We start from the raw sequence: 23,177 nt of genomic DNA on the forward strand, positions 1-23,177 counted from the left end.
AAAGCCTAGATTTACTGAAGGGGGGAAGTAAACCTAAGCCTTATATCTGCTTAGAACTTAATACGCATACCGGCTAGAACGTCTAGCTCGTAATCAGTACCTGCATCATCATCACGGTTAGTGATTTCCGCAAATACAGAAACGTTTTTCTGTGCAGGGAATTTGTACACAACGTTAGCGTAGATAGCATCTTCATCACTGTTAGCTGCATCGTAGTCATGGTCAACATAACCTACAGCGATTTTTGTGGTTTTTGATGCTTTGAATGTTGCTACAAGGTTTGTCATCGCAACATCGTTGTTTGATCCACCTTGATCAGATACACCGTAGTCAACACCAAACTCAGCGAAGCCGGCGTCAAAAGATGCGCTTACACCCCATACATCTACAGAAGAGGATGTAGGTGTCGCTTTAAGAGTCTGGTATGCCGCGCCTAGAGTAATCGCGTCAAAACCGCCTTCAACGTATATTTCAGTTGATTCGCCGTTAGCACTTTTTTCGCCATCAGCTTCAAGCTCGTGAGAGATCGCTACGTGTGCTACATCAAAATCAGCATCAAAACGGATAACGTCGTCGCCATCTACAGAACCGAACTCATCAAAAACGTCATCACCTAGATCGTTTTCAATTGCGTTTTCAATACCAAAGTCATCGGCAGCATTGTCCATTTTACCAACTTGAACAGAGTAGCCGTGAGATTTAAGACCTAAGTAAGCTTCTTCTAGCTGATCGCCGTCGGTACCGTCGTCTTCAGCTGCTTTTTTAAAGCCGAAATCTAATTGACCGTATGCAGAAAGGCCGTTTCCTAGATCGTAAATGATAGAGTTTTTGATCTCTAAATCATCAAATTCAACTTCAGCGTCTTTGGTTTTGCTAGCGTTATCACGTAGCTGAACCTGCCAGTCACCTTTAATTTTGAAAGTTAGACCTTTATCTTCATAAATAGTCGCTGCAGTAGCAGAGTTTGCTGCAAGAGCGGCAATAGCGGAAGCCAGAATCAGCTTTTTCATTTCAATACTCTCCAAGAGTTTTAAATAAATAATTAATTGTTAATTAATGGTTGTTAATTAATTTTTTGAAAGATTGTTTTGTTTCTTCGTCTGCCTGGTTGTACCAAAATATAAGCATCTGAGCAGGCATGTTTTCCTTGGCATTAGTATTATTATTTTTCGCTTTTGCCGTATTGTTTTTGGTTAATTGATTTGGGTTGAATAAAGGTTTATTAGGCAGTGCTGCTGCGGCATCTGTTTTATTAAAATCTTCTAATTCCCGTTCGTAATCTCTACTTAATTGAAAACCATCATTTTTGATTAAAGAGACTTTGTAATCGACGGGCTGTCCACTTTTAGCGGTTAGTATCCAGTTTCCTTTTTCTTCTAATGCTTTGATATCTTTTATCTTTTTTATTTCTGGGGTCGCTAGAAGTAACTGTTCATCTTTTTGATCAAATAAAAGAACAAAAGCGTTGCTATATTCAAGTTCATATTCGCTTCCGTTTTTTATTTCAGCGGTATAATTAACAACGATCTGGTTTGTTCCATTAGGAAGATTATAAGAACTACTGTCATTAAAAAAACCAGATGATTTAGCTTCTTTACCATTGATTGCAAGTAAATTAACCCCGTCGGAAATGTTTAGTGTGTTTTCGGCAAAAACAAATGAAGATGAAAATAATGTTGCCAGAAATAATATAGATGCTTTTAGGGGGCTTAATGAAAACAATTTTATGTCCTTGGTTTTTTTCTATGTTTAATGATTTATTTTGCAGCGCAATAATAGTTATTGTTTATTTCAATTTGGTTTCATTTTTGTTTATTTTTGTTACGTTTTTTTTAAACTTTTAAATAGATGGGATATTGCTTGTTTTATAGATATATAAATGAGGAAGACATCTCCTAAGGTTGGTTTACCTTAAGAGATGTCGTTTCAAGCGTGGGAGTTATAATTTTCCAGCAGAGAAAAATAGAGTCTCACCTGAGCTGTCATCTACACCATCATTGTCAGTTACAGCGTAAGCGTGACCCGAAGCATCAATGGCAAAGCCTTCAATTTTATCGGTAACGTAGCCGTTAAGTGATTTCAGATTTGGGATGAAGTTCTTTACGAGCTCTTTCTTCACTACAGGTAAGGTGCTGCCAATCGGAGCAGGTTTTAGGTCGTCAAGACTAACCTTGTATAGCTGCTTTATTTTGGCATTTTCGTCTAGTTGGTTATCACGTTCGATAATATAGAGCGAATCGTTGTAGGCAGTGACCTCTGATAGTCCAACCCAACCTGTTTGGGCTTTTTCTAGAGGATAGTGCACCGCACCCCATTGTTTTGTTTTTAGATCATAAGAAAGTAGTTTTACCAACCCTTTAGGATCGTCAGCCCATTCTCTCTGGATAGCAATCCATAAAGTGTCACCGACCTGCGTGATACCTTCAGCGCCGAAACGTTTTTGATGTGCTAAAAGGCTTTTAGGAAAATCGATTGTTTGATCAATTTCGCCTTTAGTATTGACATGATAGATAGCATGAGGAACTTTTTTCTTAGCGTTACCTTCAGAGGCTAGCCAGAAGCCATTATCGCCATCAATAGAGATCCCTTCTAGGTCTAGCTTTTCTGCAGGTTTGCCATTACGAGTGACTTTTAAAGCTTCAGTTATGATGGCAGGCTTGTGTGTTGCATCAATACTGAAAATAGTGGGTTGGTTTGCATAAAAGCTATCGTTTACTGCAAATAGATGACCCGCTTTTTTCGGATCAGCAGCTAGGCCTGACAGTGCACCCCAGCCGATAGGCATACCTTTATCATCATGCTGAGACATAATTTGTGGGTAAGCCGCAGTTTTATCACTTAGCTCATAAATCATAACGTGGGCACGCGGACCTTTATCTTCAATCAAATCCTTTTCATTGGCACTGATTAACAGATTGCGGCCTGGGATGGTAACTGCTGATTCAGGTGCAATGCCTGAAGGGAGCATCTGAATAAATTCAGGGGCTTTACCTGTATCACGGTATACGCCGATTAGTGATGCGCGTTCAGATAAGATGAAGATGTAAGTCTCTTTACCAAATTTGCCTATTGCAACACCTTCTGGTTCATTACCTTTTTTGCCAGAACGTTTATCTGGATAGTGTCCAGTTGCAATCACTTTGTGTTCGAAGTCAGACCCTGATTCATAGATGACTTCTCCATTTTTGTGGAAAATAGTGAACCCACGTGCGCCGCCTTGGAAATCACCTTCGTTAGCAGTAACGAAGCGATCATTATCGATCCACTTAACCGAATCGGGTTCACGTAGGCGAGTTTGTGATTGGGAAAAATCAAAGGCTTTGTCTTTCTTCGTATCGATCATTGTTAACTCAGCAGAGCCTGCTGAAAAATGATTAATTACTTTGCCTGTTTCCGCATTAACAATGGCGATGTGGTTGTTCTCTTGTAAAGTGACCACGATTTCATTGTTTTCGTTGAAATCAACAAATTCTGGCTCAGGATCGTCAGCGCCTATAGTCGCCATACCTGTCATATTTACTTTTTTCATCTTGCTGCAAACGGGGTTGCCGTTTTCTAATGGATAAATAGTAAGGAAGCCTGCAGGCAGTTGTGGCAGAGCGCCATCATTTAGATCTTCATCGCGTTCATTTTCGATGGCAATAGCAACATATTTCTCATCTTTTGAGACTGCTACAGAGTCTGGCTGACCGCCGAGATCACAGCTTGCGATGATCTTATGGTCGTTTAAGCTTAGAGATACTAGCTTGCCGCTGGGTTTGATATAGCTCTCTGATGTGTTGACGCCAGCAAGAACCGTCGTTGCTGTAACTGCAACCGATGTAGGTTCTCCATTAAGAGAAACAAAACCACCCGGTTTAGGCATTGATGCATTTTTGATATCAATAAAGCCTAAACCACCTAAAGGACTATCAGAGTACACAAGTGAGTTTCCATCTTGTGTTGCAGCAATAATTTCTGCTGATGTCTCTGTGGCAACGTCAGAACCTGCAGGTAGGTTGTGAATGTTTGCAAAAGTGGCGATTCGGTTGAACGTGTCTGCATGGGTTGTCATTGCAGCAGAGGCTAGCGCTAATGCAATTAGGGTGTGTTTACCTGGGTGGTTAAACATCGGGTGTCGACTCCTATAGGCTACTCAATAATGAATTGAGGCGGGATCCTATGGATCTATTGTGACGGTTGCGTGAAAGGTTAACTGCTTTTATCGGATTATTGGTTTTTGTGTTGATCTATCTATATGAAATATATGGATATATTGTGTATGTCTGGCTATTTTGGGCTTATGTTAAAAATTAATTAAACTTTTATTTCATCTGTTTTGTTCCTCTATTTGTCATGGTTTTGTCACTCATACCTTCTATCTTGCATCACTTCGATTAAGCAGTTTAAAAACTCTTTAGTTGCTGTGTTTATAGAAGAAAATTTAATTTGGAGCCGCTCCTTTTAATTTCAATAGGTGAGTAAAATGGGTTACGACAATTCACATGATCAATGTAGTAATTTGAATCAAGAGCAAGATTCTGAATTTACACGCATGACTGACAAAGCTGTTAGTCGTCGTGGTTTTATGGCGGGAATGGGAGCGCTGGGTATAGGTGCTTTTATTGGTATGTCGCCCATTGCCCAATCGGTTCAGGCGGCAATGTCTGCTTCAGTTAAGAGTAAACTGATCGGTTTTAAACCTGTACCGGCAAGTACTGCTGATTCTGTTGTTGTACCTAAAGGCTATAAAGTCACTAATTTAATATCCTGGGGTGATCCTCTTTTTGACAATGCTCCTGAATTTGATCCGTCAGGCAAGGCTCCGGCGGCAAGTCAGGCATTGCAGTTTGGCGATAATACCGATGGTATGAGTTTATTCCCTCTCTCTAATGACCGCGCGGTGATGGCGGTCAATAATGAATACACTAATGTTGAGTATTTATATGATCATCAAGGTAAAGCAATTACTGCGGATGATGTTTTAAAAGCGCAAAACGCCCATGGGGTCTCTATCTTTGAGATTACTTCTAATGGAAAGGGCTGGAGTGTTGATCGCGCAGGTAAGTTGAATCGTCGTATCACAGCAAATACGCCTATGCAGATTACTGGCCCTGCTGCGGGTGATGAGTTGCTAAAAACCGCTGCGGATCCATCCGGCGTGGAGGTTCTTGGCACATTTAATAACTGTGCTAATGGGCAGACTCCATGGGGAACATATCTCACTTGTGAAGAAAATTTTCATAAGTACTTTGGTTCCAATGATGACGCTTATGCAGTGCCTGCTGAGCTGCAACGCTACGGTATTAAATCTGCTGATAAAACCTATCAGTGGAGCAAGCATGATGAGCGCTTTGATTTGTCTCAAAATCCGAATGAGCCAAATCGTCACGGCTGGGTTGTAGAGATTGACCCAATGGATCCAACGTCTAAACCACAAAAGCGTACGGCTTTGGGACGCTTCAAACATGAAAATGCGGCGCTAATGATCGACAGCAGCGGCCATGTGGTTGTTTATTTAGGTGATGACGAGCGCGGTGAGCATCTGTATAAATTTGTTTCTAAAGACAAATATATAGCCAACAATAATCCGCATAACCGTCGTCTACTTGAAGAGGGTACTCTATATGTTGCTAAATTTATGGCGGCTGATGGCGAGTTAAAAGGTAAAGGTCAGTGGATAGAGCTTACTTTCGGTAAAAATGGGTTAACACCAGAGAATGGCTTTAACAGCCAAGCTGAAGTATTGATTCATACCCGTTTAGCCGCCACTCAAGTGGGTGCAACAACGATGGATCGTCCTGAATGGGTAGCAGTGCATCCTAATAAGCAAACCGCTTTTTGTACGCTTACCAATAATAAGAACCGTGGTAAAAAGGATAACCAACCTGTAGGTGGTCCGAATCCTCGCGAAGATAATAAATATGGGCAGATTGTTCGTTGGAGTCCAATGAATGGCGATCATACTCAGTCTGCGTTTAATTGGGATTTATACCTGATAGCGGGTAACCCAACATTGCACTCAAGCGGTTTGTTGGCGGGTAGTAATAATATTAACCCAGACAATATGTTCAATAGCCCTGATGGCTTGGGTTTTGATGAAAGTGGTCGTTTATGGATTATGACCGATGGTAAATACTCCAATAAAGATGACTTTGCAGGTATGGGCAATAACCAAATGTTATGCGGTGATCCAGAGACCGGTGAAGTGCACCGGTTCCTAACCGGCCCCGTTGCAGCAGAAGTGACAGGGTTAACATTTACACCTGATTATAAAACTATGTTTGTTGGTATCCAGCATCCAGGTGAGAAGTTGAAAGGTTCGCATTTTCCAGAAGGTGGAATGAGTAAACCGCGTTCAACTGTTGTTGTTATTACCCGTGATGATGGCGGGGTGATTGGCGCTTAATTAGGCTTCTAAAATTACTGTTAATAAAAAGGGCCGAAAGGCTCTTTTTTTGTAAAAGTTAAATGGTTTACCTTAAAAATTAGGTATAAAAAAACCGGCAATAGCCGGTTTTTTTTGTTCTAATTGCTCGGAATTAGATGCGTAGACCGCCATCAACTTCAAAGCAGCGGCCGCTAACGTAGTCATTTTCAAAAATGAAAGTAACTGTTTTAGCGATCTCTTCTGGTTTACCTAGACGTTTAGCTGGAATGCCGGCAGCGATTTTTTCAAGTGCTTCAGGCTTCATGCTCATTACCATCTCAGTACCGATGTAGCCTGGTGCAATTGATGCAGCACGAATCTTATAGCGGGCAAGTTCTTTAGCCCACGTAACAGCCATAGCTTGTGCGCCAGCTTTTGTTGCCGTGTAGTTAGTCTGGCCCATATTACCTGAACGCGATATTGAAGAGATATTGATGATACAGCCTTCAACACCTAAATCGATCATCTGAGCAGCGGCTTCACGTGCACATAGGAAAGTACCTGTAAGGTTTACATCTATAACCAGGTTCCACTGATCCATAGACATCTTCTTAGCAACTTTACCTGTTTCACGATCAACTTTTAGGAATAGACCATCACGGGTAATACCCGCATTGTTTACTAAACCGTTGAGAGAGCCGAAATCTGCTACTACTTTAGCGAATGTTGCTTCAACTTCGTCTTCTTTTGCAACATTGCAAATGTAAGCACGAGCTTCAACACCTTCTTCCATGCAAAGGCCTACAGTTGTGTCTAAGTCTTCTTGGCTAAGATCAATTAATGCCAATTTGGCACCTTGAGAAGCTAGTTCAAGCGCCATCGCGCGACCAAGACCACGGCCACCGCCGGTTACAACAATTACTTTATCTTTGAGTTCCATTGAGGATTACCCTTACTTCGGTTTGACTCTGAATGTTATTGTGCATTGCGTCATTGTGCAGAATTTAAACTTATAACGCTTTTGCAAAAATGTCCACATTTAGCCTGTATGATTCATCTATCAATAAGTTTTATATACTTTTGACTGTGTATTTTTGAGCGATTACGCATCTGCTAAGTGTCTGTTTTTTCTTTTAAATACCGCACTGCGGTGTAACTTTGTACTTTCGTACTAATGCTGTTTTTTATTTATGAATATTTCATGGCTTAACAAAACTTTATGATTTTAAATGCTGATAAGGCTTGAAAAAGCAGGCTTGTGCCCATAGAAATAAGGCATATCACCGCTGACGTTGTCTTAATTTTCCCCACTGTTTAGTTGTGTTTTTATTTACTATGAGGCGCCCATGAGATTTCTTTTTTTACTGTTTATTATTATTCCAATTATTGAAATCACAGTGCTTATAAATGTAGGTGATGCTATTGGTGCTTGGAATACAGTAGGTTTAGTGCTCTTATCAGCCTTTATTGGGGTGAATATGCTCCGTTATCAGGGGCTATCAACACTGCTTAGAGCACAGCAACGAGCTAATCAGGGAGAGATCCCAGGTCAAGAGATGGTTGAGGGAATTGTTTTGGCCGTTGGTGGTGCTTTACTTATTACGCCGGGGTTTGTCACTGATATTATAGGGTTTAGTTGCTTGCTACCTTTTACCCGTAAAGCCTTAGCTGCAAAATTAATGGGGCGTTTCACTATTATTGCCTCACAAGGACATACATCAGGCTCAGCGCAGTTTTATACCAATGACCCTTTTGAGCCTCCCCATGCCCCAAATAGTTCATCTCTGAAAAAGCATGATGTGATTGACGGCGAGTTTGAACGTAAAGATTAGTTTGGACTATAGGAACTTTTTTTCAATAAAGTGTTGAATTCATTTTTAATGCCCCAATTTAGCTATTCAAAGGGTGATTCTGTAAATGCATGAATTACTCTATTTCCTAACATAATGTTGATTTTGGTCAGATAGAGATCAGGAGAAAAAACAAAATGAAAATTCGTCCACTTCACGACCGTGTAGTTGTTCGTCGTAACGAAGAAGAAGCCACTACTGCGAGCGGTATTGTGCTACCAGGTTCTGCTCAGGAAAAACCTAACCAGGGTAAGGTTATTGCTGTAGGTGAAGGCCGACTTCTAGATAACGGTGAGCGTAGTGCGTTAACTGTTCAGGTTGGGGACACAGTGCTATTCGGTGGTTACGCTAATACTGTCAAAGTAGAAGGCGAAGAGCTGCTTATTTTAAGCGAAGGCGAAATTTACGGTGTACTAGAAGACTAATCTTCCAGTTTAACTTTTTGCAGGTATCTACGTTCAGTAGAACGTTTTTGTTTAAAAAATTTTTGAATACAGGATTTTCAAGATGTCTAAAGAAGTATTATTTGGAAACGATGCACGCCAACGTATGCTTAGCGGCGTAAATATTCTTGCTGATGCAGTTAAAACAACGCTAGGTCCAAAAGGACGTAATGTTGTACTAGATAAATCATTTGGCGCACCAACCGTAACTAAAGATGGTGTTTCTGTAGCTAAAGAGATCGAACTAGAAGATAAGTTCGAAAATATGGGCGCTCAGATGGTTAAAGAAGTAGCGTCACAGGCAAATGATGTTGCTGGTGATGGTACGACTACTGCGACTGTTCTAGCTCAAGCTATTGTTAATGAAGGTTTGAAATCTGTTGCTGCGGGCATGAATCCTATGGATCTTAAGCGTGGTATCGATAAAGCCGCTGCAGCAGTAGTTGAACAGATTCAAAAAATGGCAGTGCCATGTGCTGACAGTAAAGCGATTGCTCAGGTTGGTACTATCTCTGCAAATGCTGACCTTCAAGTGGGCGAAATCATTGCTGAAGCAATGGATCGCGTAGGTAAAGAAGGTGTTATTACCGTTGAAGAAGGTAATGCACTTGAGAACGAACTTGATGTTGTTGAAGGTATGCAGTTCGATCGTGGTTACCTATCACCATACTTCATCAACAATCAGGAAAGCATGTCTGTTGAAGTTGAACAGCCTTTTATTCTGTTAGTTGATAAGAAAATCTCTAACATTCGTGATCTTCTTCCTATTTTGGAGCAGGTAGCGAAAGCATCTCGTCCTCTACTTATCATCGCTGAAGATGTTGAAGGTGAAGCGCTAGCAACATTGGTTGTTAACAATATGCGCGGCATCGTAAAAGTAGCTGCGGTTAAAGCGCCAGGCTTTGGTGATCGTCGTAAAGCAATGCTTGAAGATATCGCTATCTTAACGGGTGGTACTGTTATTTCTGAAGAAGTGGGTTTGACACTTGAAGAAGCAACATTAGAGCAGCTAGGTCAAGCGAAACGCGTATCTATCACTAAAGAAAATACAACGCTTGTTGATGGTGTTGGTGCTGCTGATACGATTGAAGCTCGCGTTAATCAGATCCGTGCTCAGATGGAAGAAACGTCTTCTGACTATGATCGTGAGAAGCTACAAGAGCGCGTTGCTAAACTAGCTGGTGGTGTTGCAGTAATTAAAGTTGGCGCAGCAACAGAAGTTGAAATGAAAGAGAAGAAAGCACGTGTAGAAGATGCATTGCATGCTACTCGCGCTGCTGTTGAAGAAGGTGTTGTTCCTGGCGGTGGCGTTGCGCTTATTCGTGCTATGGATATGGTTAAAGACCTTAAAGGTGATAACCATGACCAGAGTGTTGGTATTGAGCTTGCGTTCCGTGCATTAGAAGCACCGCTTCGTCAGATCGTTGCTAACTCCGGTGATGAAGGTTCTGTTATTGTTGCTAATATTCGTGAGAAGGGTGAAGGTAACTTTGGTTACAACGCTGCTTCAGGTGAATATGGTGATATGATCGATATGGGTATCCTTGATCCAGCTAAAGTAACACGTTCTGCTCTTCAGGCTGCTGCATCTGTTGCAGGCTTGATGATCACAACAGAAGCGATGATTGCTGATAAACCATCTGAAGGTGGAGCAGCTTCTATGCCAGATATGGGCGGCATGGGTGGTATGGGCGGTATGGGCGGTATGATGTAAATCATCCCCTTACTGTACTAAATAGCTAATAGAGTCGTCTGTTAGCTATTTATAAATACTGAGCCCCGCATTTTGCGGGGCTTTTTATTTGTGCGTAAAATAGGCTTAAAATCTAACTTTCTATGCAATGGGTGAATGGATAACCATGAATCGTGATGATGATATTAATGTGCCAAATATGGGGCCAGCGGAACCTTTAGACGAGAGTCGTTCTCCCCAATCTGCATCGCCTTCTCAAAAAGGGAACTCTGCGGCACCGGTGGTTGAAGTTCAACGTTCAGGGGGCTTTTTGCAGGCGTTAGTGAGCATAGTCCTAATCGCTGCGGTATCTGCATTAGGTTACTTTGGTTTTGATATGTACGATGCCCAAAAGCAGAAAGAGGCAACATTTACTCAAGCCCAAAAACAGATCGAAGAATTAAGAGAGCTTTTGAAGCAAACAGAGCAGGGTGCTGAGCAGTCAGGCCAAGCGATTCAAGGTAATGTTTCGTCTTTAGAAGAGAGTCTTAAGCAGAAAGATAAACAGCTCGATTCCGAAATTGCTAAATTGTGGGCGATTGCTCATCAAAAGAATGCACCTCTTATTAAAGAGCATAGTGATCAGATTAAGACGCAAGCAGCTACAATTAAAACTTTACAAGCGACGGTGGCGAGCCAGGCTAAAGAGTTAAAAGCATTATCAAGCTTAAAGTCAGAAAGCACTAAGTTAAAGCAGTCGGTTAATGCTGAAGTAGAAAAAATTAATAAACTGGTCACACGTATAGAAACTGAAGTAAGAACCAGTAATGAGATGAATCAAGAACAGCAAGATGAGGTGATTAAAGCTCAGAGGTCACTGTCTGATCGTGTCACGAAATTGGAAAGCAAAAGCACTGATGGTTTAGAGCGGCGAGTAAAAGTTAATGAGCAGGCTGTACGAGCCTTTGATGGGACGCGTAGGCAGTTGAATCAAGACCTGCTTCAAGTGAAGCAAAAACTTAATAATATGCAGCTACTATTAGAGCAAAAGTAGTGTTCTGGTCAATGTTTGATCAAAAGGTTGCCTTCAAGGGTTTGCTAAGTGTGGCCCTTGAAGGCAAAATACACGATTATTCCTAGATAGAGATAATTTTATCCTCCATGAAAATTCGTGCTTTCTTTGCACTAACGCTACCTGATTCAGTTGTACGTTGGTTGGCTGATCATGCTGATACTCTGTGTGTGTATGATAAAAAGACAGAAGTCAGCTGGGTAGATTCTGATCGTTACCATTTAACATTGTGTTTTCTCGGGGGGATTTCGCTGGAGCAGGTAGAAGAGCTAGAGCGTTGTGCGCGAGAAAAGCTTGCAGATTTCAGCTCTTTTCAGGTTCATATCAATGCGGCTGAATACTATCGTGTCAGTCGTAGCTTAGCTTTGATTGCTGCTCTTCCTGATGTGAATCAGGAATTAGAATCTTTACATGATTTGATGGTAGATGTTGCTGATGCCGCGGGTGTTAACCATACAGATGAAGATTTTAAGCCTCATGTTACCTTAGGGCGATTGCCTGGTATTAATAAGTTTAAAACACCTGAAAGCTGGCCGGTAATTGATATGTTTAGTCTTGCTGATTCAGTTGTTCTTTTCCAAAGTAAGCCAGGAGAAGATGGCTCTATCTATACACCACTATTTGAGATCCCTTTACAGGATCTAGCTTAATTAACGATTAGGCTAGATCGCTTTACTCGACTTAAAGAAAAACCACTTCATTATGCGTACTCCAGAACTTTTGTCTCCAGCGGGGACACTAAAAAATATGAAATATGCATTTGCCTATGGTGCAGACGCAGTATATGCCGGACAGCCTCGTTATAGTTTGCGTGTTCGCAATAACGACTTCAATATGGAAAACTTGGGCGAAGGTATCGACCTTGCGCATCGATTGGGTAAAAAGTTTTTCCTCGCCAGTAATATATTGCCTCACAATAGCAAGTTGAAAACTTATATTGATGATCTGCGTCCTATCATTGCCATGGGGCCGGATGCATTGATTATGTCTGATCCTGGGCTGATCTATCTGGTTAAAGAGCACTTTCCCGATGTGCCGATTCATCTGTCGGTTCAGGCTAATACGATGAACTGGGCTGCGGTTAAGTTTTGGCATGCCATGGGTGTTGAACGGGTAATTCTGTCACGTGAGCTATCCCTTGATGAAGTGGAAGAGATTCGCCAGCGTTGTCCAGAGATGGAGATCGAGGTGTTTGTCCATGGTGCGCTATGTATAGCCTATTCAGGACGTTGCTTATTATCGGGTTACATTAATAAGCGTGATCCAAACCAAGGGACTTGTACTAACTCCTGCCGCTGGAAATATGATGCTCATGAGGCGAAAGTGGATGAGTCCGGTGATGTAGTTCCAGTCGAACAGTTTGACCCTAAAGCTGACATGCTCGCACAGACGAATAAACCTGCTTTAGGAGAGGGTGAGCCAACTGACCGCATCTTCTTGCTGCAAGAGGAGACTCGCCCTGGTGAGTTTATGCCTGCTTTTGAAGATGAACATGGCACTTATATTATGAACTCTAAAGACCTTCGTGCCATACAGCATGTACATCGTTTAGCTGCGATGGGGGTGGATTCATTGAAAATTGAGGGGCGAACAAAATCTCATTACTACGTTGCACGAACTGCCCAAGTTTATCGTAAAGCGATTGATGATGCGGTTGCGGGTAAACCTTTTGATATGAAGTTGATGGATGAGTTAGAAAACCTTGCCAGCCGAGGCTATACGGAAGGTTTCTATCGTCGTCATGTGCATGATGAGTATCAAAATTACGAAACTGGTAATTCGGTGGGTGTTCACCAGCAATTTGTAGGTGAAATTATGGGATACGATAAGCAAGCAGGCATGTTGGAAGTGGATGTGCGTAATCGCTTCTTAAAAGGCGATACACTTGAGTTGATGACCCCGCAGGGTAACCATAAATTTAAGTTAGATGAGATGATCGATAAAAAAGGTAAGCAAGCCGATGTTGCGCCAGGGTCTGGTCATGTAATGAAGATCCCTATGGCGTTAGATTGTGAGCCTGAATATGCCTTGATAATGCGTGATCTTCCTAATGCTCCAGAATACAGTAGCCAGAAGTAACGAATTTATCATTAGACAAAATTATGCTTGTTGAAAAATACCGATTTAGCCGAGCGTTGCGGCCATTTTCATTTAGTGTGGCCTTAATTGTTTGTCTGACAGGTATTATGGCGGCCTATCGAGAGGGTTTTTCTGACCCTCTCAACGCTTTCCTTATTCTTTCTGCCGGTCTGTTATTGCAGGCAGGTGTGAATTTAATTAATGATTTTACGGATTTATCTCTTCTTAATAAGGTTCAGTACGCTGGAGCGCATCGGCAGATCATAAGAAACTTCCAAATGGGTTTGGCGTGTTTTTTATTAGCAGGCTGTATAGGTTTGTATCTTGTTTATCTCTCAGGGCCCTTTCTATTAGTGTTAAGTGTTGTTGGGTTTGTTGGGGCACTTGGCTATACCTTAGAGCCTATTAACTATAAACGCCGCGGTTTAGCCGTTTTTTTTGTGTTTTGGTTGATGGGTGTATTAATGGTGCTCGGTGCTTATTTTATTCAAGCGAAAGTGGTTACAGCCGATGTGTTTTTTCTCTCAATTCCGGTTAGCTTATTTACTTCATTGCTGCTGTTGAGCAATGAAATAAGAGATTATGAAGATGATCGGGATAAAGGTATTCGAACTTTATCGGTGAGAGTTGGTTACGATAAAGCGATCTTAATTTATAAGATGATTATTGCTGCGATCTATCTCACCACCATTCTGCTGGGCCTAACGGATATATTGCCGTGGAGCTACTGGTTATTGCTTACCTTGCCTATTGTTATTTTGCCTTGTCGCTTTTTACACAAAGAAGGGGGCGCTCGCCGTCAGTTAACACCTGAGACGGGGAGGGGGTATCTTATTTTTGGGATTTTTTACTGTTGTTTGTTAGCCTTGTAGCTTTATAAGTTACTATTTTAATTAGGCTTTTTGTTTTTTCTGAACCATAGTTTATTACCTTTTAAGCACCTAAAGCCGACTTCGTTAGATAACAATTGCAGATATGCTAAATGGTTAACTAATACCAATGCCCGACACCGTTTATTGGTACTTTTGGTGTATACTCTGCAGCAGTTCAAGCTTTCCCGAGAGAGAGCACTAATGGGTGATGATGTTAGATGGAGCAGCTAGGTGAAGATAGCCACTCAAACTCTTTTTAGTCTAATATTTTCAAAACTCATCCCTTATGACAATAAAGCCATATATGGAGCCCCCGCATGAGCGTAATCCGTCAAGACGATTTCATTAGCAGTATTGCTGATGCTTTGCAGTTCATCTCTTATTACCACCCGCTTGATTTCATCAAGGGTGTACATGAAGCTTATCTAAAAGAAGAAAATCCAGCGGCAAAGGATGCGATGGCGCAGATCCTTATTAACTCTCGCATGTGTGCTGAAGGTAAGCGTCCAATCTGCCAGGATACCGGGATTGTAACCGTGTTCTTGAAGGTAGGTATGAATGTTCAGTGGGATGCTGACATGAATGTAACGGATATGGTTAATGAAGGTGTACGTCGCGCCTACCTTAACCCTGATAACGTGCTACGTGCTTCAATTTTGGCAGACCCTGCGGGTAAGCGTCAAAACACAAAAGATAATACGCCAGCTGTTATTCATTATGAGATTGTGGATGGTGATAAGGTTGATGTTCAGGTTGCAGCTAAAGGCGGTGGCTCTGAAAATAAATCTAAAATGGTGATGTTGAATCCATCCGATAGCATTGTCGATTGGATTGTTAAAACCGTTCCTACTATGGGCGCAGGTTGGTGCCCACCGGGTATGCTAGGTATAGGTATTGGTGGTACGGCAGAAAAAGCGGCGGTTATGGCTAAAGAGTCATTGATGGGATCTATTGATATTCACGAACTCCGTGAACGTGGACCTCAAAACAGAGTTGAAGAGCTACGTCTAGAAATTATGGATGCGGTTAATAACTTAGGTATAGGTGCTCAAGGCTTAGGCGGTTTAACAACCATCATGGATGTTAAAATTATGGACTATCCAACCCATGCTGCTTCCTTACCTGTTTGTATGATTCCTAACTGTGCCGCGACACGTCATACACACTTTACCTTAGATGGAACAGGTCCCGCTGTTCTAACACCTCCAAATCTTGATGATTGGCCAGAAGTGACATTCGAAGTGGGTGCAACAACTCGTCGTGTTAATTTGGATGAGATCACACCTGAAGATGTTAAAGAGTGGAAGGTTGGTGAGACTGTATTACTTAATGGCAAGATGTTAACTGGACGTGATGCAGCCCACAAGCGGATGGTGGAGATGCTTAATAATGGTGAAGAGCTACCTGTCGATCTGAAAGGACGCTTTATCTATTATGTAGGCCCTGTTGATCCTGTAGGTGATGAAGTGGTTGGTCCTGCGGGTCCGACAACATCGACACGTATGGATAAGTTCACTCGTCAGATCCTAGAAAGTACCGGTTTACTAGGTATGATCGGTAAGTCTGAACGTGGCCCTGTTGCGATTGAGGCGATTAAGGATAACGAAGCGGTTTATCTAATGGCTGTTGGTGGTGCTGCTTATTTAGTATCTAAAGCTATTACTTCATCCAAAGTGTTGGCATTTCCTGAGATGGGAATGGAAGCTATTTATGAGTTTGAAGTTAAAGATATGCCGGTCACTGTTGCTGTTGATACGTCAGGTGAGTCTGTTCATACAACAGGTCCAGCTAAGTGGAAAGATATTATCGCTAAGCAAGTTTAACTTTTCGTAAGTTATTCTTTTAAGAACGCAGTGTGTAGAGGGAGTCCTTCTACGGCTGCGTTTTTTTATGTCTGGTACTTGTCGAGTTATTTAGTCCTCATTTTTTTATTAGATGATCATTTCATGTTTGAGATCAACGGTTGTGTAAGAGAATAAAACATATACTTACGCTTAATTGTTTTATTCATTTTGAGGGGAATGAAAATGAAAATTAAAGTAGCTCTAATGGGGCTTGTTGCATCGCTATCTTTTTCTTCAGTTGCTGTGGCAGAAGATGCTGAGGCAATGATGCAAGCTGCAGGTAAAGATATCTTCACTAAGTGTTCTGCTTGTCACTCTTTAGATACAAGTAAAAATGCTTTTGGTCCAAGTTTGATTGGTGTAGTTGGTCGTGAAGCCGCTTCATTACCACGCTTTGCTTATTCTGATGCACTACGTAACTCAGGCATCACTTGGACAGAAGAGAATCTACGTCAGTGGATTGCCGGTAACGACCAGTTTGTACCAGGTACACGTATGCGCCACGTAGAAATTACAGATAAAGCAGAGCAGGATTACCTGATCGCTTACTTAAAAACCCTGTAACCCATCTCTGCATATAAATCTATCAAGCTACCAGTGAAAGCTGGTGGCTTTTTTTGTGCCCTTTTTTCATACGTGCTGTAACAGATATAGGTTAGCTTACATCCATTAGCCTTTTTTGCTCAGCAAGGTAGCGGGGCATAGGCCCTTTATCCTCGTAGATCTCTTCACCATCTTCAATTCTTATTACTTTGTTACCCGGAACATAGGGCATTTTAGCTTCTAATTCATTGAGGGCTTCGTGAAGGAGTGCTGCAACAATATCTGCTTTTGGTAAGTTGTACATAGTGGCTAAAGCTTTGAGTTTTACTGAATCAGATTGGTATATAGATAGTGTTTCCTCTTGGCGACCGTTGATTTTCCGAGCTCTATTTTCCCACTCGTGTAAAAGCGCAGATAAGCTTTCTTTGCCCATTGTTTATTCCCCATCATGAACATGTCATCCCTTATTAGTGTAGATGTAAGGCTGAGTATTTCCAGAAAAAAAAGCAAACAAGGGTTTGAAAACAGAGGAAAAGGTGGTTTTTTATGAAACCCAAGAAGATAACCATCGGCATGATTATCTTTGATAAAGTGGCTTTAGGGTTTTATCCCATATTGAATGGGAAGATAGCAGGTATAAAATCGGTGTTATGGGTGGTTAGCTATCTAGAGAGACCAGTCGCTTATTTTCACGGAGTAAGGTGCTAAAGTCCTCCTGATTAATCGGTTTGCTGAACAAGTAGCCTTGTAGTTGATCGCAGCCTTCTAATTCTAGAAAAGCCCGCTGTTCAGGTGTTTCTACGCCTTCTGCGCACACTGTAAGATCGAGTGTGTGCCCAAGCAAAATAACGGCTTTGGCAATGGCCTCGTCATTCGCATCTTCAGGTATATCTCTGACAAGAGATTGATCAATTTTAACTTTATTGATTGGTAATTGTTTTAAATAGCTAAGAGATGAGTAGCCCGTGCCAAAGTCATCTAGCGCTAAGTGTATGCCGAGCGCTCTAAGCTGATGAAAGGTTTCAATCGATGCGGCTTTATGTTCGAGTAGAAAGGTTTCTAGGATTTCTAGCTCGATCATCTCTGCTGGTATTTTGTATTCCTGTAATAAGTCACTGACTTTATCAGGTAGATTTTGTTTGGTTATTTGATCGCTTGCTAAGTTGATCGCAAGTCTGAAATTTCTTAGGCCTGCCTGTCTCCACAGAGCGAGTTGCTGAAAGGCTTCTTCTAAGACCCAGTTACCAATGTGCTTCATCAACCCCATCTCTTCCGCAATATTTAGAAACTTAATCGGTGGGATAAGGCCCATTTCAGGATGTTGCCAGCGTATGAGTGCTTCTGCGCCAACAATGTTATTACCGCTGCGGTCCATTTGCGGTTGATAAAATAACTTAAACTGATTTTCTTTTATCGCTTTGCGAAGCTGGGGCTCCAGCTTGATCCACTCTTCCGCGCTTTCGGATAATTCCGGCTGGAAAAAAGCATAGTTATTGCGGCCTAAATCCTTTGCTTGATTGAGGGCAATATCGGCATTTTTAGTTAACACATCAATATCCTCACCGTGATCTGGCGAGAGGGCAATACCTATGCTTGCTGTAGTGAAGTAATCATTGTCATTCAATATAAACGGCTGTTCCATCGCGGTAACAATTTTGTCTGCGACGGCTGAGGCATCCATAGTATCTTCAAGTTCTTCAACAAGAATGGCGAATTCATCTCCGCCAATTCGAGCCACAATATCGGCTGGATTTAATGTATTCGTTAGGCGCTCGGTTACTTGTATTAGAAGCTCATCTCCATAAGTGTGACCTAAGGAATCGTTGATGTGTTTGAAACGGTCTAAATCTAGGTGCAACATTACTACTTTTTCATTCTTCTTTCGGTGCGTAATGGCGTGATCTAGTCGGGCGCTAAAGAGTAAACGATTAGGTAGATTGGTTAGAGTGTCATGATGGGCTAAATGGGATAGTTTAGCTTCAGATGCTTTTATACTGCTAATATCTGCAAGTACGCTGACATAATGGGTTAGTTCATGGCTGACGGGATCGAAAACGGCATTTATATTGACTAAATGGGGAACCACTTCACCATCTTTACGTTTGTTCCAAATCTCACCTTGCCAATGCTTATCTTTCTTTAAGGACTCCCAGATAGATTGGTAAAATTTTGGGCTGTGTTTGTCTGATTTTAAAATAGTAGGGCTTTGGCCAATAAGTTCTTCACGGCTATAGCCAGAGATAGTAGCGTAAGCTCTATTTATATCGACAATTTCATTGTTTTTGTCAGCTATCATGATGCCATCGTTAGTGCTAGAAAAGGCTATGCCTGCCAATCTTAGTTGTTCAATCGATGACTTTTCAGGTGTGATATCTAACAGCACACCGTTCCAAATTTGATCGTGACCGGATATCTGTTGACCTGGAAGGGATGAGCCGCGAAGCCACTTTAGTTCTCCCCCCTGTTTGTGAAAAAGTCTAAATTCATGGGACCAAGGTTGTGAGTGTTTGCTTGCATCGATGATGCTTGTCCATAGTTGAGCTTGGTCTTCAGGGTGAACTTGGTTCCAAACAAGGTCGAAGTTTTCATAAGCTTCTTCCAGTGTGATACCTGTGATTTTTTCGATACCTGGACTGAGATAGGTGAAATTTTGTTTTTTATCAGTGGTTAAGTGATATTGATAAAGCACACCAGGCATTGCTTGGGTAATATTTTGTAGGAGACTAGAGGTATGAGTTAATACTTTCTGTGACACTGCTCGTTTGAGCACAATACCAATGATGTTAGCTGCCGCTTTCAGAAGTTGCATATGAAAGGGGTTAGGTTTTCGTGGTTGAAAAGAAGAGATCGCTATAGTGCCATGTACTTTGTTTGCATCTAGCAGGATGGGGTGAGACCAACATGCGCGTATGCCAAACTTTTTGGCTACATGACGCAGATTATTCCATCGAGAATCATTGTCAATATTTATACTAAGTACAGGTGTGCCTAAAAAAGCGGATGACCCACAAGAGCCTTCGCCAAGGTTGGCTTTTAGGCCGTTAAATGCGTCAATGGCTTCGCGAGTAAAGCTAGGGGCACAGGCCACATTTAACGACTCATGTGCTGCATCAAAAAGCATAATGGATGCGATACAATCAGGTACAGATTGTTCTATAAATTGACAAATAGCATCGAAGATTCGTTCAGGAGGAGTGTCCTGTACAACGTATTCTAATACCTGGCTTTGGAGCTTTAAAATAGTATTAAGCTCTTGGGCATTAGGGTTACCAGTAATTTCTGGATTTTGAGTGTTGGAGCAGCTATTCATTGGCCAATCTTAATTATTATTATGGATCCGTACATAATACCAAGCGGTTGCACTTTACTATAGCGGAATAACCTTATTTATTAGTCATAGATCTATTTATGTTTTTGATTGAATCTGTCTGAACGTTAAACTTATCCGCGGATTTTTGCAGCTAAGCCTTTTCGGGAGGGCGTGTTGGCACTGTTGTTGGAGTTGCGGCCCCATCCATAATAGAGAGCCGTTTTCGAGTATCAGTTGTTGTTTTATATTTTTGTTGGTTATATCTCTAAGTGTAAATGTTCGCGATGCGCCTAAAGATACGCAGGCAATCGTAGGGTTTTTACCTAATTCAGGCTCATTATCTCGATGCCAACCCATACTGTCGTTTCCATCACGATAGTAGTTAAGTAGCACTGAATTAAAAGAGTGGCCTGTTAGTTTCTCAATACGCCCCCTAATTTCAGCGACTATAGGGTGCCACTCTTCAGTGTTAAGTCTGAGGTTTGAGTAGGTGTAGTTGATACCTTGATCACCCATAAAGGTTTGTAGCCTAGGAATGCTGACAGTTTTTCCAAACATGTGAATTGTATCTTGTCGCCAAGCAATCTGTTCGATTAGGAGCGATAAGAAGGTGCTAGATTCTTGTTCAGAGATAAAATTATTTTTTAGCCAGTAGTCAGGTTGAAATATCATACTCTTTAGTGGGTAATCCTTGGGAATAGCTTTATTCGTTTCATCATTACTGATTCATAGATGCTCAGATATAGCATGTGAGAGTGCGTCACTGATATCTATTTGATTACTTAGATGAGGGATAGAGTTGCAAGTGATGACCTTAGCTTTTGCCGTAAGTTCTTCGTATGCGTTATTAGAGAATAAACCGTGCACACCAATGCAGATAGGTGTTGATAGACCTGCTGAATGTAAATGCTGAACGGTTTGCAGCATTGTCTTTCCACTGGAGATTATATCGTCGACCAGAATAGGGGTATGTTGTTGCCATTGCTCCACATCGGGGAGTGAGATCTCCACTTGATAGTCACCTTTACGCACTTTTGACAGTACTTGGAAGGGCGCATTAGCCAGTTGAGCAACATCAGACACCCACTGTTCACTTTCACTATCGGGGCCGATCAAAAGAGGTTGCTGGATATTATTTTTGATCCAGTTGGCAATCATTGGCGCTGCGTGAACTACATGGCCCTCTAAACTGTAGATCTCATCCAGTGAGTGATAGCGATGGAGGTGAGGGTCTAGGGTGACGAGCCAATCAAAATGAGTAGATAACAGTTGAGCAAAGGGGCGAGACGTAACACATTCACCGGGCTTAAAGCGTTTATCTTGCCTCATATAGGGCAGGTAGGGTGTCACTAAGCCTATATGCTTAGCGCCAAGTTCCTTGAGAGTGTTGGCTAAGAAGATAAGGTCTAGTGTTTTATTATTAGGTTGATATAAATTGCAGAATACAATGATCGAACGATCTTTACAGTCACTTAAAACGCGCAAATAGCTTTCCCCATCCGGGAAGAGTCTGGTATCTAGCTCACCCAAATCAGCCTTCAATCTATCTGCGATCTTGTTGGCCAATGGCGTATCGGAGTTCAGATTAAATAATAGTGGTTTCATGGGTTAGCCTTTTGGTTTTTCTATCAGTTCAATAACATCTAAGTGGTCTTCTAAATATTCTACGGCGTAGCTTAATTCACCTGAACTTTCGGCATGAATGGTTAAAAGAGGTTGATTGTGGATAACAGGGTCACCAATTTTGCAGTGTAAATCTACACCAGCGGCTAAGTCCGCTGGTGCTCCGGCAAGTTTGGCGACTTTGGCGAGTTTTCTATTGTTAATGCATTTTACCGTCCCGTGGGTATGGGCGATGAGTTCATACCGGTACGGAGCAATAGGAGGTGACTTTAAGGCGCCTTGGGCTAAACAGATCGCTTGAAACTTCTCCCAAGCAGCACCTGAATCCAAAATACTTAAAGCTTCTTTTATGCCTTCACCGGGGGGAAGGTCTTTCGCCATTTCTAGCATAGCCCCAGCCACTTCCACTGAGCGTTGTCGGAGATCTTGTGGCATTGAGGGGGTGTTTTGTAATACATCGAGGATGTCTCTTGCTTCAAGCGATGGGCCTATACCGCGTCCAACCGGTTGCGAACCATCGGTAAAGAGTACCCTGATTGTTAAGCCTAAGGTGGTTGCTACCGCTTTAAAATTATTGGATAAAATTTCTGCCGCTTCACGACTTCTTACTTTTGCGGTAGGGCCGACAGGTATATCAATGACTACATGGGTCGCTCCAGCAGCAATCTTTTTCGACAGTACTGATGCGATCAGCTGGCCCTCACTATCAATATCCAGTGCGCGCTCAACTTGAATCAAAAGGTCATCGGAGGGTGATAGCTTAACTGAGCCACCCCAGGCAAGACAGGCACCTTCTTTTTCGACCACAGCACGCATAGATTCTAAACTAAGATCAACATTTGTTAATGTTTCCATCGTATCCGCAGTGCCCGCAGGGGAGGTGATCGCCCGGGATGATGTTTTAGGCATTATGAGCCCAGCGGCAGCTAAAATAGATACTAGAATCGGGGTGGTGCGGTTTCCCGGAAGTCCGCCTACACAATGTTTATCAACAACTAAAGGTAGGCCCCACTCTATTTTACTGCCGGAATTTACCATGGCTTTAGTGAGGTCAGTGATCTCGCGGATATTTAAATTATCACCACCACATGCAGTGATAAAAGCGGCTAAATGTACATCCGCATAGCGTCCGGCGACAATATCATCAATGATCTCTTTTAGTTGTTCTCCGGACAGTTCCTTGCCATATACCTTAGCTCTGATATATGAGAGTGATTGCACGGGCTTCGGATGGGATAGCCATACAGATACGTTTTCTTCGAGTTCCATCCGTTTCCAAGCGGATTCTGAAAAGCCAATCTCTCCGGGGCTCAAAAGATCGCCTGTCACCATATGTAGCGTAGCGATTAAATGTTTATGGTCTGTATGAACAAGTACGCGAGAGAGCGCAGAAAAACCTTCTGAGCGGCATACAGGGCTATCTTGTCGTAAATAAATGGTGAGCTCTTGATGGGTGTCTAAGCCTAAGCGACAGGCTTTTAAAGGATTCATTCTTTCTGGTGTGTAATTCATTTAATCGG

The 23,177-nt window shown here is 42.0% G+C and carries 19 protein-coding genes; 10 read left to right on the forward strand and 9 right to left on the reverse strand.

Translation table 11 applies throughout. The annotated features are described in order from the left end of the window. Nucleotides 1–50: 50 nt before the first annotated feature. The 3 genes from Q4486_RS08570 to Q4486_RS08580 all read right to left on the reverse strand — a co-directional run bounded on the left by Q4486_RS08570 (nt 51) and on the right by Q4486_RS08580 (nt 4,111). The gene (locus tag Q4486_RS08570) at nt 51–1,010 is read right to left on the reverse strand and encodes a porin (protein ID WP_303519069.1); all 960 of its coding nucleotides are present in this window, start codon (nt 1,008–1,010) and stop codon (nt 51–53) included. Between the two features lie 43 nt (nt 1,011–1,053). Continuing rightward, complete coding sequence (locus Q4486_RS08575) at nt 1,054–1,722, reverse strand: DUF2057 domain-containing protein (RefSeq protein WP_303519070.1); 669 nt, start codon at nt 1,720–1,722, stop codon at nt 1,054–1,056. Nucleotides 1,723–1,939: 217 nt separating this feature from the next. Further along, entirely contained in the window at nt 1,940–4,111 is a 2,172-nt protein-coding gene (locus tag Q4486_RS08580) for an esterase-like activity of phytase family protein (RefSeq protein ID WP_303519071.1), read from the reverse strand. A 354-nt stretch (nt 4,112–4,465) separates the two neighbouring features. Between Q4486_RS08580 and Q4486_RS08585 the strand changes: the two genes are divergently transcribed. Beyond that, nucleotides 4,466–6,388 (forward strand): PhoX family phosphatase, encoded by a 1,923-nt coding sequence (locus tag Q4486_RS08585; RefSeq protein WP_303519072.1) that lies wholly within the window; start codon nt 4,466–4,468, stop codon nt 6,386–6,388. Between the two features lie 133 nt (nt 6,389–6,521). On the opposite strand, the gene Q4486_RS08590 is transcribed toward Q4486_RS08585, so the two are convergent. Further along, nucleotides 6,522–7,289 (reverse strand): SDR family oxidoreductase, encoded by a 768-nt coding sequence (locus Q4486_RS08590; protein WP_303415643.1) that lies wholly within the window; start codon nt 7,287–7,289, stop codon nt 6,522–6,524. A 406-nt stretch (nt 7,290–7,695) separates the two neighbouring features. On the opposite strand from Q4486_RS08590, the gene Q4486_RS08595 reads away from it, so the two are divergent. From Q4486_RS08595 to Q4486_RS08635, 9 genes are all read left to right on the forward strand, one after another. Beyond that, complete coding sequence (locus tag Q4486_RS08595; RefSeq protein WP_303415642.1) at nt 7,696–8,181, forward strand: FxsA family protein; 486 nt, start codon at nt 7,696–7,698, stop codon at nt 8,179–8,181. Nucleotides 8,182–8,336: 155 nt separating this feature from the next. Beyond that, nucleotides 8,337–8,624 (forward strand): co-chaperone GroES, encoded by a 288-nt coding sequence (gene groES, locus Q4486_RS08600; RefSeq protein ID WP_303415641.1) that lies wholly within the window; start codon nt 8,337–8,339, stop codon nt 8,622–8,624. A gap of 82 nt (nt 8,625–8,706) precedes the next feature. After that, a complete protein-coding gene (gene groL, locus Q4486_RS08605; protein ID WP_303415640.1) occupies nt 8,707–10,356 on the forward strand; it encodes a chaperonin GroEL in 1,650 nt (549 codons plus the stop codon). A gap of 145 nt (nt 10,357–10,501) precedes the next feature. After that, entirely contained in the window at nt 10,502–11,368 is an 867-nt protein-coding gene (locus tag Q4486_RS08610; protein WP_303415639.1) for a hypothetical protein, read from the forward strand. A 107-nt stretch (nt 11,369–11,475) separates the two neighbouring features. Continuing rightward, nucleotides 11,476–12,036 (forward strand): RNA 2',3'-cyclic phosphodiesterase, encoded by a 561-nt coding sequence (gene thpR, locus Q4486_RS08615; RefSeq protein WP_303415638.1) that lies wholly within the window; start codon nt 11,476–11,478, stop codon nt 12,034–12,036. 52 nt (nt 12,037–12,088) lie between these two features. Further along, the gene (gene yegQ / locus Q4486_RS08620) at nt 12,089–13,465 is read left to right on the forward strand and encodes a tRNA 5-hydroxyuridine modification protein YegQ (protein WP_303519073.1); all 1,377 of its coding nucleotides are present in this window, start codon (nt 12,089–12,091) and stop codon (nt 13,463–13,465) included. A gap of 23 nt (nt 13,466–13,488) precedes the next feature. After that, on the forward strand, nt 13,489–14,337 hold the full coding sequence (locus Q4486_RS08625; RefSeq protein WP_303519074.1) for a prenyltransferase: 849 nt from the start codon (nt 13,489–13,491) through the stop codon (nt 14,335–14,337). Between the two features lie 317 nt (nt 14,338–14,654). Then, complete coding sequence (locus Q4486_RS08630; protein WP_303415635.1) at nt 14,655–16,160, forward strand: fumarate hydratase; 1,506 nt, start codon at nt 14,655–14,657, stop codon at nt 16,158–16,160. Between the two features lie 204 nt (nt 16,161–16,364). Further along, on the forward strand, nt 16,365–16,745 hold the full coding sequence (locus Q4486_RS08635; RefSeq protein WP_303415634.1) for a cytochrome c family protein: 381 nt from the start codon (nt 16,365–16,367) through the stop codon (nt 16,743–16,745). Between the two features lie 91 nt (nt 16,746–16,836). Here the strand turns inward: Q4486_RS08635 and Q4486_RS08640 are convergent, their stop codons facing one another. The 5 genes from Q4486_RS08640 to Q4486_RS08660 form a co-directional block, all read right to left on the reverse strand. After that, nucleotides 16,837–17,157: a hypothetical protein gene (locus Q4486_RS08640; protein WP_303415633.1), complete on the reverse strand. Its 321-nt coding sequence runs from the start codon at nt 17,155–17,157 to the stop codon at nt 16,837–16,839. A 225-nt stretch (nt 17,158–17,382) separates the two neighbouring features. Continuing rightward, the gene (locus tag Q4486_RS08645) at nt 17,383–20,034 is read right to left on the reverse strand and encodes an EAL domain-containing protein (protein WP_303519075.1); all 2,652 of its coding nucleotides are present in this window, start codon (nt 20,032–20,034) and stop codon (nt 17,383–17,385) included. A 96-nt stretch (nt 20,035–20,130) separates the two neighbouring features. After that, on the reverse strand, nt 20,131–20,706 hold the full coding sequence (locus tag Q4486_RS08650) for an alpha-ketoglutarate-dependent dioxygenase AlkB (RefSeq protein WP_303415631.1): 576 nt from the start codon (nt 20,704–20,706) through the stop codon (nt 20,131–20,133). 54 nt (nt 20,707–20,760) lie between these two features. Continuing rightward, nucleotides 20,761–21,639: a ribose-phosphate pyrophosphokinase gene (locus Q4486_RS08655; protein WP_303519076.1), complete on the reverse strand. Its 879-nt coding sequence runs from the start codon at nt 21,637–21,639 to the stop codon at nt 20,761–20,763. A gap of 3 nt (nt 21,640–21,642) precedes the next feature. After that, nucleotides 21,643–23,169 (reverse strand): thymidine phosphorylase family protein, encoded by a 1,527-nt coding sequence (locus tag Q4486_RS08660; RefSeq protein ID WP_067868652.1) that lies wholly within the window; start codon nt 23,167–23,169, stop codon nt 21,643–21,645. Between the last annotated feature and the right edge of the window lie 8 nt (nt 23,170–23,177).

The organism is Neptuniibacter sp. 2_MG-2023, assembly GCF_030547495.1.
In the GTDB taxonomy this organism is placed as follows: Bacteria; Pseudomonadota; Gammaproteobacteria; order Pseudomonadales; family Balneatricaceae; genus Neptuniibacter.